This is a genomic window from uncultured Campylobacter sp., assembly GCF_938017705.1.
GTDB lineage: Bacteria > Campylobacterota > Campylobacteria > Campylobacterales > Campylobacteraceae > Campylobacter_B.
In genome coordinates this window covers 1-8,212 of record NZ_CALIIS010000017.1, presented here as the reverse complement: position 1 = coordinate 8,212, position 8,212 = coordinate 1, and the positions used below count along the sequence as shown (strand labels likewise).

10 protein-coding genes and 1 pseudogene are annotated in these 8,212 nt (G+C 50.5%); all 11 read left to right on the top strand.

The window, feature by feature from the left end; genetic code table 11:
• Nucleotides 1–268 (top strand): tetratricopeptide repeat protein (locus Q0605_RS01155; protein ID WP_298703506.1); only part of this gene is annotated, 268 nt, incomplete at its 5' end.
• Nucleotides 189–1,106: an AI-2E family transporter gene (locus Q0605_RS01150; RefSeq protein WP_298703504.1), complete on the top strand. Its 918-nt coding sequence runs from the start codon at nucleotides 189–191 to the stop codon at nucleotides 1,104–1,106. The genes Q0605_RS01155 and Q0605_RS01150, both read left to right, overlap by 80 nt.
• A gap of 75 nt (nucleotides 1,107–1,181) precedes the next feature.
• Nucleotides 1,182–1,541, top strand: a complete 360-nt coding sequence (locus tag Q0605_RS01145; RefSeq protein WP_298703502.1) for a nitrous oxide-stimulated promoter family protein — start codon at nucleotides 1,182–1,184, stop codon at nucleotides 1,539–1,541.
• 253 nt (nucleotides 1,542–1,794) lie between these two features.
• Entirely contained in the window at nucleotides 1,795–2,571 is a 777-nt protein-coding gene (locus Q0605_RS01140) for a hypothetical protein (RefSeq protein ID WP_298703499.1), read from the top strand.
• Nucleotides 2,572–2,630: 59 nt separating this feature from the next.
• Complete coding sequence (locus tag Q0605_RS01135) at nucleotides 2,631–3,197, top strand: molybdenum cofactor guanylyltransferase (protein ID WP_298703497.1); 567 nt, start codon at nucleotides 2,631–2,633, stop codon at nucleotides 3,195–3,197.
• Nucleotides 3,187–4,323 (top strand): phospholipase A, encoded by a 1,137-nt coding sequence (locus tag Q0605_RS01130; protein WP_298703495.1) that lies wholly within the window; start codon nucleotides 3,187–3,189, stop codon nucleotides 4,321–4,323. The genes Q0605_RS01135 and Q0605_RS01130 overlap by 11 nt, the downstream gene beginning before the upstream one ends.
• Before the next feature lie 151 nt (nucleotides 4,324–4,474).
• Nucleotides 4,475–5,401 carry a branched-chain amino acid transaminase gene (locus tag Q0605_RS01125; RefSeq protein ID WP_298703493.1) on the top strand — a complete coding sequence of 309 codons (927 nt, stop codon included), beginning with the start codon at nucleotides 4,475–4,477 and terminating at the stop codon, nucleotides 5,399–5,401.
• Between the two features lie 8 nt (nucleotides 5,402–5,409).
• Nucleotides 5,410–6,489: an SPFH domain-containing protein gene (locus tag Q0605_RS01120; RefSeq protein ID WP_298703491.1), complete on the top strand. Its 1,080-nt coding sequence runs from the start codon at nucleotides 5,410–5,412 to the stop codon at nucleotides 6,487–6,489.
• Between the two features lie 292 nt (nucleotides 6,490–6,781).
• A pseudogene (hisI, locus tag Q0605_RS01115) lies at nucleotides 6,782–7,093 on the top strand (phosphoribosyl-AMP cyclohydrolase); the annotation flags it as partial.
• Nucleotides 7,094–7,333: 240 nt separating this feature from the next.
• Complete coding sequence (locus Q0605_RS01110) at nucleotides 7,334–7,837, top strand: phosphoribosyl-ATP diphosphatase (RefSeq protein ID WP_298703508.1); 504 nt, start codon at nucleotides 7,334–7,336, stop codon at nucleotides 7,835–7,837.
• Nucleotides 7,838–7,942: 105 nt separating this feature from the next.
• Nucleotides 7,943–8,212 (top strand): hypothetical protein (locus Q0605_RS01105; protein WP_298703489.1); only part of this gene is annotated, 270 nt, incomplete at its 3' end.

Sequence of the window (8,212 nt, the reverse complement as noted above, 5' to 3'; positions counted from 1 at the left end):
CGACATTTTCAACGAGGTGTTCGGCAGCTACTACCTGGAACAGAACGACCTGCCGAAGGCGAAATACTATCTCTCACACGCCCTGATGGTCGACGGACGGATGCCGGACGCCCAGCTGGGGCTGGCACGCATCGCATGGATGGAGCACCGCCCGGCCGACGCGCAGCGATGTCTGCAGCGTGCCGTTTTTGCTGGCTATTTTCATCACCGTGCTGGTCTCGCCGCTGGTGCTATATGTGCAAAAGCTCCGCGTCGGCCGCGTTTTTAGCTTTCTGCTCGTGACTTTCGCATTCGTAGCGATTATGGTTTTTTTCGGCTCGGTGATCTTTGATGCGATCAAGGAATTTTCGGCGCGCTTGCCGGAGCTTCAGGCTAAATTTAACGACGTCTTGCAAGGCATCAGCACAAGGCTTGTTCGCTTCGGCGTAGAGTTTGACGTCCAAGGACTGGGCGTCGATCCTAACGAGGTCGCGGCACAAATCTCTACCTTGCTTCGCAAAACGGGCTCAATCGTCTCGACGGGATTTTTCATCTTCATAATGGTCTCGTTTATGGTCTTTGAAAGCTCTATGATGGATGAAAAGATCCGCTACTTTTCGCAGCGTAGCCACGCGACGCATACTTTCGTCAAAAAATTTGCTTCAAATTTGAAAAAGTACCTTCTCATTAAAACTATAGCCTCGGCATGCACCGGCGCGCTGATCGGGCTCGGACTATGGGTGCTCGGAGTTCCGTACGCCGCACTGTGGGGGATTCTAGCCTTCGTGTTAAATTTCATCCCAACCATCGGCTCGATCGTAGCGGTCTTCCCGACGCTTTTTGTAACCCTTTCTACGATGGATATAAGCTACAGCGTCTGGACCATCGCGATATATCTAGCCGTAAACGTCGCGATCGGCAATATCATCGAGCCGCGATTTTTAGGGCAAGGGCTCGGGCTTTCAACGATCAGCGTGCTCGCGGGGCTGCTGCTGTGGGGCTTCGTACTCGGCATCGGCGGGTTGTTTTTAGCCGTACCGCTTACGATGAGCATTCAGATCGCGCTTGCCTCAAACGACAAAACGAAGTCTATAGCGACGCTGCTCGGCAACAAGGTGGAAAAGTAGTAAAGCTTTAAGGGCTTGAGCGCGCTCAAGAGTATTTTTGTCTCTTTTAGATAAAATCCGCCCAAAGGATCAAATATGACTAGCGAAAAATTTATTTACGAAGTAAACACGGTGACGAAATTTATCCAAATTTACTGCGATGGCAAGCATATGGACGCGCTTAAAAAAGATGGTGCTGTGCTTCATGACTACAAAGACGATAAGGGGCTAGTGCAGACCCACTTTCATCTGTGCGCGGACTGCGAGCGGATGTTGCGTTACGCCTACGCGCGCCTTGGTGCCTGCCCGCACACCGAAAAGCCACGCTGTCACCACTGCCCGCATCCGTGCTACGAGCGCGAAATGTGGGTAAATATGGCTAAGATGATGAAATATAGTGGTATGAAGCTGGGGCTTACGAAGATCAAAAAGCTTTTTTCGTTTAAAAAAAGCTAACTTGTGCGGGCAATTTAGTTAAAGTTTGCGGGTAAAATTTATCTTTGCAAGCTCGCTTCATCTCTGCACAAAAAAAGTACAAAAAAGCGGCGTGAGAAGAAGCGCAAAGAGATATAAAATCAATCAAAATGCTAAATCTTAGCGCCTAAAATTCTGCCTCGCAAACGCAAATCCTCCGCAATCCTTGATAATAAATAATTAAATTTGAGTTTATAGTTTTAAGTTAGAATTGTTCCCAATCAAAGGAGAAAATATGAAGGTCATTACCATCGCGGTCGTTAACGGCAGGGTCGTAAACGAAAAGGAATTAATCGCGTCCATCGCCGATTATGACGATTTTACCGCGGTTGCCGAACAACTCCGTAAAGGGCTGAAATCGAGGTATTTTACATCTAGAGAGCATGCGAGGATCTACAAAAAAATCAGCGTCGAGACGGGCTTTAGGCGCGTGCGATTCGACTACAAACCGTATAAAGATAAAATTTCAAACCTTATTGCCGAGGGCTACACCGTCAAGGCGATCTTAAAAAAGATCGGCGAGGAGGACGAAGCGTTTAAAAGCGCCGTCACCGCCGCAGGACTTACGCACTTTATCTCCGTGACGTTTAAAGACGAAAAAACAAGACTGCGCGCGATCGCCAAAAAAAGCGAGGACTTTTTATATGCATATCGCTTTGAGATTAAGAAAATGCACTTCCAAGGCGTTAGCAATAAAGAAATTTTAAAATATATGAAAGCTCATTACGAAAAAGATTTTGCCAAAGTAAGCGAGCGCGATCTGGCGGCTTTTATCGAGGCAAACGCGGTGCTAGATACCGACCGCAAACTCTCGCTGTATAAAAAGCCGAGCCTTTATGATCCGCATTTTAGCGAGATTATGAAGCTTTACGCAAGCGGTATGCGAGTCTATGATATCTGGAAGACGCTTAAAGCCAAATACCCCGAGCTAGCCAAGCTTCAGGCGCCGAGCCTTTATCAGTTTATCGCAAACAACGCCCTGGGCAAAGCTAAATATATGCAAAAAGACTGATATGTCCGCGCTTCTTTCAAATTTTACTTTCAAATTTAAAATTTCACCGCGATAAAGATATGAAAGCCAGTGAAATTTCGATGAAAACCTGCGTCATTCTCTGCGGCGGCAAAAGCTCGCGTTTCGGCAGCGATAAAACGCTGTTTCCATTTCGCGGGTATCCCAGCATGACGCACTTTCTTTTCTCGCGCCTAAGCCGCGAGTTTGAGCGGGTTTTCGCCTGCGCCAAAAGCTCTAAATTTAACCCGCCGCTTCCTATGATCTACGACGAATTTGAGGAATTTTCGCCGATGGGCGCGCTATATTCGGCGCTGAAACCATTTAGCGGCGAGCGCATTTTTATCATCCCCGCCGATATGCCATTTGTAGAAATTTCCACCATTCGCGCGCTTAGCGAGCAGGAGGGGCAAATTTGCGTGGCGGGCGACGAAACGCATAGACACAGCCTGTGCGGATTTTTTGACGCAGCTCTCGCGCCGCGCGCGCTTGAGCTCTACCGCGCGAAAGAGCATAAGATCGGCGCGCTCATCGGATCTGCAAATTCCAAAGTGCTAAATTTCAAAGACAAAGAGCAGTTTTTAAATATAAATTATCAAAACGATTTAAAGGGCGTAGATGAAATTTAAAGCTTTAGCGCTCGCGCTTTGCGCCATGAGCCTAGCCGCGCAAGATCTCTCCGAACTATACGCAAAGGCCGGCGAATACGAGGCCAAAGGCGATTACAAAAACGCGATGATCTATTACAAAAAGATCGCCGCGGCAAGTCTAGCGGATAAAGGCGATAAACCACGCCGAAAAGTCGCAGAAAATTCTACCTCGTCCGCAGAAAACCGCGCTTCGCACGATGACGCTACCGTTTTAAACTCTGCGGTGCCGCAAAATTCTTTAGCACAAAATTCCGCCATGGCGGAATCCAGCGCGCTAAATTCCGCTGCATCAAATTTCGCAGACGCAGGCTCGGCTGAGTCGGGCTCCGCGTCAAATTTAGCATCGAATTCCGCCTCACTCTCGCAAAATTCCGCCGCGCCGGATTCCGCGCCGCAAGGCGAGCAAAATGGCCGAAATTTTGGATTTTTGGGGCTTAAATACTACGAGCCGATCTATATGCTTTTCACCCACGATTTCAGCAAAAAGCCCGATCGCAAGGCGGATGAGTTGCATTTTGAGTTTAGCTTCGAGCGCCCGATTGCCTACGACGTGCTGGGACTTGGAGAGAAAATTTCATTCGCTTACGCGCAAAATTCCTGGTGGCAGATCACGCAGGATAGCGCCCCCTTTCGCGAAAGCAACTATCGCCCCGAGCTATACGTTAGCGCGCCGGTGCCGTTTGCGGACGAGCTAAAGATAGGCGCCATGCACGAATCAAACGGCAAGGGCGGGGAGGAATCGCGCTCGTGGAATAGACTCTACGCGCAAAGCACCTGGAGCGCGGACGGATTTTCGATCACCCCCAGAGTGTGGTATGCGTTTTGGCTGGACCGCACGAACGAGGACATCGCGGATTATATGGGCTACGGCGATCTGCGCGCATCATACACCTTCGGCAAGCAGCGACTTAGCGCTCTGTGGCGAAATAACCTGCATTTTGACGGCAGTAACCGCGGCGCGATCGAGCTAAACTACAGCTTTCCGATCTTTAACAGCGGATTTTACGGCTATCTGCGCTACTTCAATGGCTACGGCGAAAGCCTCGCGGATTACAAACGCAGCGTCAATAAGATCGGCATCGGACTTTCTTTCGTAGAATTTTAATGCCATCTGCACCGAGTTGCGGGCCAAATTTAAACTCACGACTCGTTGCGCGTCTTAAAATAGCACCAAATTTCAACTGCTTTTAAATTTCTTAGAAATTAATATTCTTTTAGCTAGAATTAGGGATTAAATTTCATCAAAGGATCAAGAAATGGCACAAATTCAAGAGGCCGAACTCATCTGGAAAGACGGCAAACTAATCCCATGGGCGGAGGCTACTACTCACGTTTTGACGCATTCTCTGCACTACGGAAACGCCGTATTTGAGGGCGTACGCGCCTATAAAACTGACAAAGGCTACGCGATTTTCCGCCTGGACGAGCACACTGCCCGTCTTGAAATTTCGGCAAAACTCTGCCTAATCAAGCTTCCGTTTAGCTTCGAGCAACTTCGTCAGGCCCAGATCGACGTCGTCGCGAAAAACCGCTTCGATCAGACCGTCTATATCCGCCCGCTAGCATACTTCGGCTACGGCTCGATGGGCGTTTCGTCTAAGGACTGCTCTGTAAATGTCGTCGTCGCAGCGTGGCAGTGGGGCGCATATATGGGCGAAGAGGCGCTACGCAAGGGCATCAAAGCCAAAATTTCATCGTGGATAAAGCCGGCACAATTTTCGATGATGGCAAAAGCCAAAGCGAGTGCGAATTATTTCAACTCGCAGATGGCAAATTTTGAGGCGGTCGATGCGGGATACGATGAGGCGATACTGCTTGATCCGCAGGGCTTCGTCGCGGAGGGCCCCGGCGAGTGTCTATTTATCGTAAAAGAGGGCGTCATCATCACTCCGCCGAACGACACCAGCCTAGAGAGCATTACTCAAAATTCAGTCATAAAAATCGCGCGCAGCCTGGGCTACGAAGTCCGCAGAGAGCGCATCGCTCGCGATCAGCTCTATGCCGCGGACGAGGCGTTTTTCACCGGCACCGCCGCGGAGGTCACGCCGATTAGCAACATAGACGGTAGGATCATCGGCAAGGGCGAGATGGGCGAGATCACGAGCCGCTTGCAAAAGGCGTATTTCGCCGTCGTTACAGGCAAAGACCCTAAATTTGAGCACTGGCTCACATACGTAAAATAAGGAAAAGCATGCCTGCGGATTTGAATGATTATTTTAATAAGAAAAACAGCGACAAAAAAGGCGGGAATTTAAATTTTAAAATTCCTAATTTTGGAGGAATGGGCAAGTTTAGCGGCGTGATTTACGTGATAATCGCGCTAATCGCACTGCTCGTGATCGCAAAGCCCTTCGTCACGATCCAATCCGGCGAGGTGGGGATCAAGTCAAATTTAGGCAAATACGATCCGACGCCTCTTGGCGCGGGACTTCACTTTTTCGTGCCGTTCATACAGGACGTATTTGTCGTAGATACTCGCACGCGTATCATCAACTACACCAGCAGCGAAGATATGAGCGCGGGTATCGCTACTAAAAGCGGTACCGCGGGCGGTATCATTAGTAAAAACTCGCTTTCGGTGCTAGACTCGCGAAATTTGCCCGTCAGCATCGATATCACCGTGCAATACAGGCTCAATGAAGCCACGGCGCCCAACACGATCGCCGAGTGGGGCTTTTTGTGGGAGGATAAGATCATCGATCCGCGCGTAAAGGACGTCGTGCGCAGCGTCATCGGTAACTATGCCGCCGAGGAGCTGCCTACCAAACGCGACGAGATCGCCAAATCGATCGACGACGGCATCCGCAAAAATATCGAAGCACTGCCGAATTCGCCCGTAGATCTGCTAGCCGTGCAGCTTCGCGAGATCATCCTGCCAGCGAAGGTAAAGGAGCAGATCGAGAGCGTGCAGATCGCCAAACAGGAGGCTGAGCGCACCAAATACGAGGTCGAGCGCGCAAATCAAGAGGCGCTTAAAAAGGCTGCTCTTGCCAAAGGTAACGCAGACGCCGTCAAAATCGAGGCTCAAGGTCGCGCCGATGCCGCCAAGATCGAAGCCGACGCGCAAGCCTACGCCAACAAAGAGGTCGCAAAGAGCTTGGATGCAAATCTTTTAAGCCTCAAGCAGATCGAGACGCAGGCTAAATTTAACGAGGCGTTGCGCGAAAACAGCGACGCAAAAATTTTCCTAACGCCAGGCGGCGCGGTGCCTAATATCTGGGTCGATACGAAAGATAAGGCGAAGCAAAGCGCCATCGAGCGGGAAAATTAAAATTTCAGGCGGTTATACGCCCAGATTTCGCGAGATAAATTTAATAGCGAGTTGCTCTGGGCGCATAAGCTTAACTCGCGATTTCGCAAGTTAATCTTAGCGGCGAGTTCGAAAGCTTATTACGAGCAGAACTCGCGCTCGTCGCAGCTTAAGCCTAGCGGTCGCTTAAAATTTAGCCACTAGGCTTATCCTTTTAAATTTACGAGGCTCACCGCTTCGTAAATTCATAACTAAAATTCCACGTGCGGCGGCTAAATTTAAGGCGCTCGACTTCGCAAATTAAGGATCAAAGATGAAGGTAGATTGGCAAAAATTAGGCGGGCTGCTCCCAGCGATCGTGCAGGACGCGGGCGACGGCGCAGTTTTGATGCTCGCGTATATGAACGAGGAGGCGCTAAGCCTAACGTTGCAGACGGGCTACGCACACTACTTCTCGCGCAGCAAGGGGCGCATCTGGAAAAAGGGCGAGAGCAGCGGTCACGTTCAGCTCGTAAAATCCGCCTTTTTGGACTGCGACAACGATACCTTGCTGCTTAAAGTCGAGCAGTGCGGCGGATCCGCCTGCCATACGGGCTCGCGAAGCTGTTTTTTCAAAGAGATTTCGCTGCAAAAATGCGGCGAAAATATCCAGAGCTCGAGCGCTTGCGGCGCGATAAATTTCGCAGAGCACGGCTCTGCAGCCTCTCTCGCGCAGAAAAATTCCGCGAATTCCCGCGCAGGGCAAAATTCCGCTTCCTGCGACGGTTCGGCGGATTACGCGCCCCAAAATTCTATTGCCTGCGACGGCTTGCAGAATTTAACGCCCAAAATTTCTACTACCTCCTGCAGCAATCAGAGCTCCGCAATGCAAAGCCCTGCTGCGACGAATTCCGCGTTCACAAATTCCGCCGCAGAACGTAGCGAGCAAAATTTAGACGCCGCCTCGCAAAATTCTACGCCCAAAAACTCCGCAGAAAAAAGCCCGTACGGCATTTTGGACGAAATTTATCACGTCTGCTTGGATCGCAAGCTAAACGGCGAGTCCGCACTCTCCTACGTCGCCTCGCTCTACGCGAAGGGCGAAAACGCCTATCTCAAAAAGATCGCCGAGGAGGCGTGCGAGTTCGCGCTGGCGTGCAAGGACCTCTCGCGCAGCGAGTTTTACGCAGATGTCGCGCGCGAGGGCTCCGGCGAGCACAGAGCGGGCGAGCCGCGATACGACGTGATTTACGAGGGGGCGGATCTTTTATTTCACCTTCTACTCGCACTTGCAGCGCACAATATCCACCCAGACGCCCTGCTTGACGAGCTAGCGCGCAGGCAAGGACAAAGCGGCATCGAAGAAAAGCGCAGCCGAGAAAAAAGCTAATTCTGCCTTGCGGCGACCGCGAGTTTATTTAGAGCAAAGCACGCCTGAAGCGAGCCGTAAAGCTTGGGGGCGTTTACGCCGCGGACGCAAATTTAAAGGTCGAAAATGAACGAAATTTTAGAGCGAATTTACGAAATAGAAAACCTCGCCGAACTAGAAATTTTTCTGCGCGCCCAGGATCAAATTTTAATCCGCGAGAGACTGCTGGGCGAATTTGACCGCTACGCCTTTTATAAAAACGCTAGCGAGTGGAACAGGGCCGTTAAAATTTGCGAATGCCTAGCGATCGTAGGCCGGGGCGAGCGCGAGAGCTTGGAGGCGCTGCGCGGGAAATTCTACAACGGCTATGCGATGACCTATTTTTTAAATGCGCAC

Coding starts and splice junctions, on each gene's coding strand:
- Q0605_RS01110 (WP_298703508.1), top strand. CDS start 7,334: ATGCAAAGCCCTGCTGCGACGAATTCCGCGTTCACAAATTCCGCCGCA.
- Q0605_RS01125 (WP_298703493.1), top strand. CDS start 4,475: ATGGCACAAATTCAAGAGGCCGAACTCATCTGGAAAGACGGCAAACTA.
- Q0605_RS01130 (WP_298703495.1), top strand. CDS start 3,187: ATGAAATTTAAAGCTTTAGCGCTCGCGCTTTGCGCCATGAGCCTAGCC.
- Q0605_RS01140 (WP_298703499.1), top strand. CDS start 1,795: ATGAAGGTCATTACCATCGCGGTCGTTAACGGCAGGGTCGTAAACGAA.
- Q0605_RS01145 (WP_298703502.1), top strand. CDS start 1,182: ATGACTAGCGAAAAATTTATTTACGAAGTAAACACGGTGACGAAATTT.
- Q0605_RS01120 (WP_298703491.1), top strand. CDS start 5,410: ATGCCTGCGGATTTGAATGATTATTTTAATAAGAAAAACAGCGACAAA.
- Q0605_RS01135 (WP_298703497.1), top strand. CDS start 2,631: ATGAAAGCCAGTGAAATTTCGATGAAAACCTGCGTCATTCTCTGCGGC.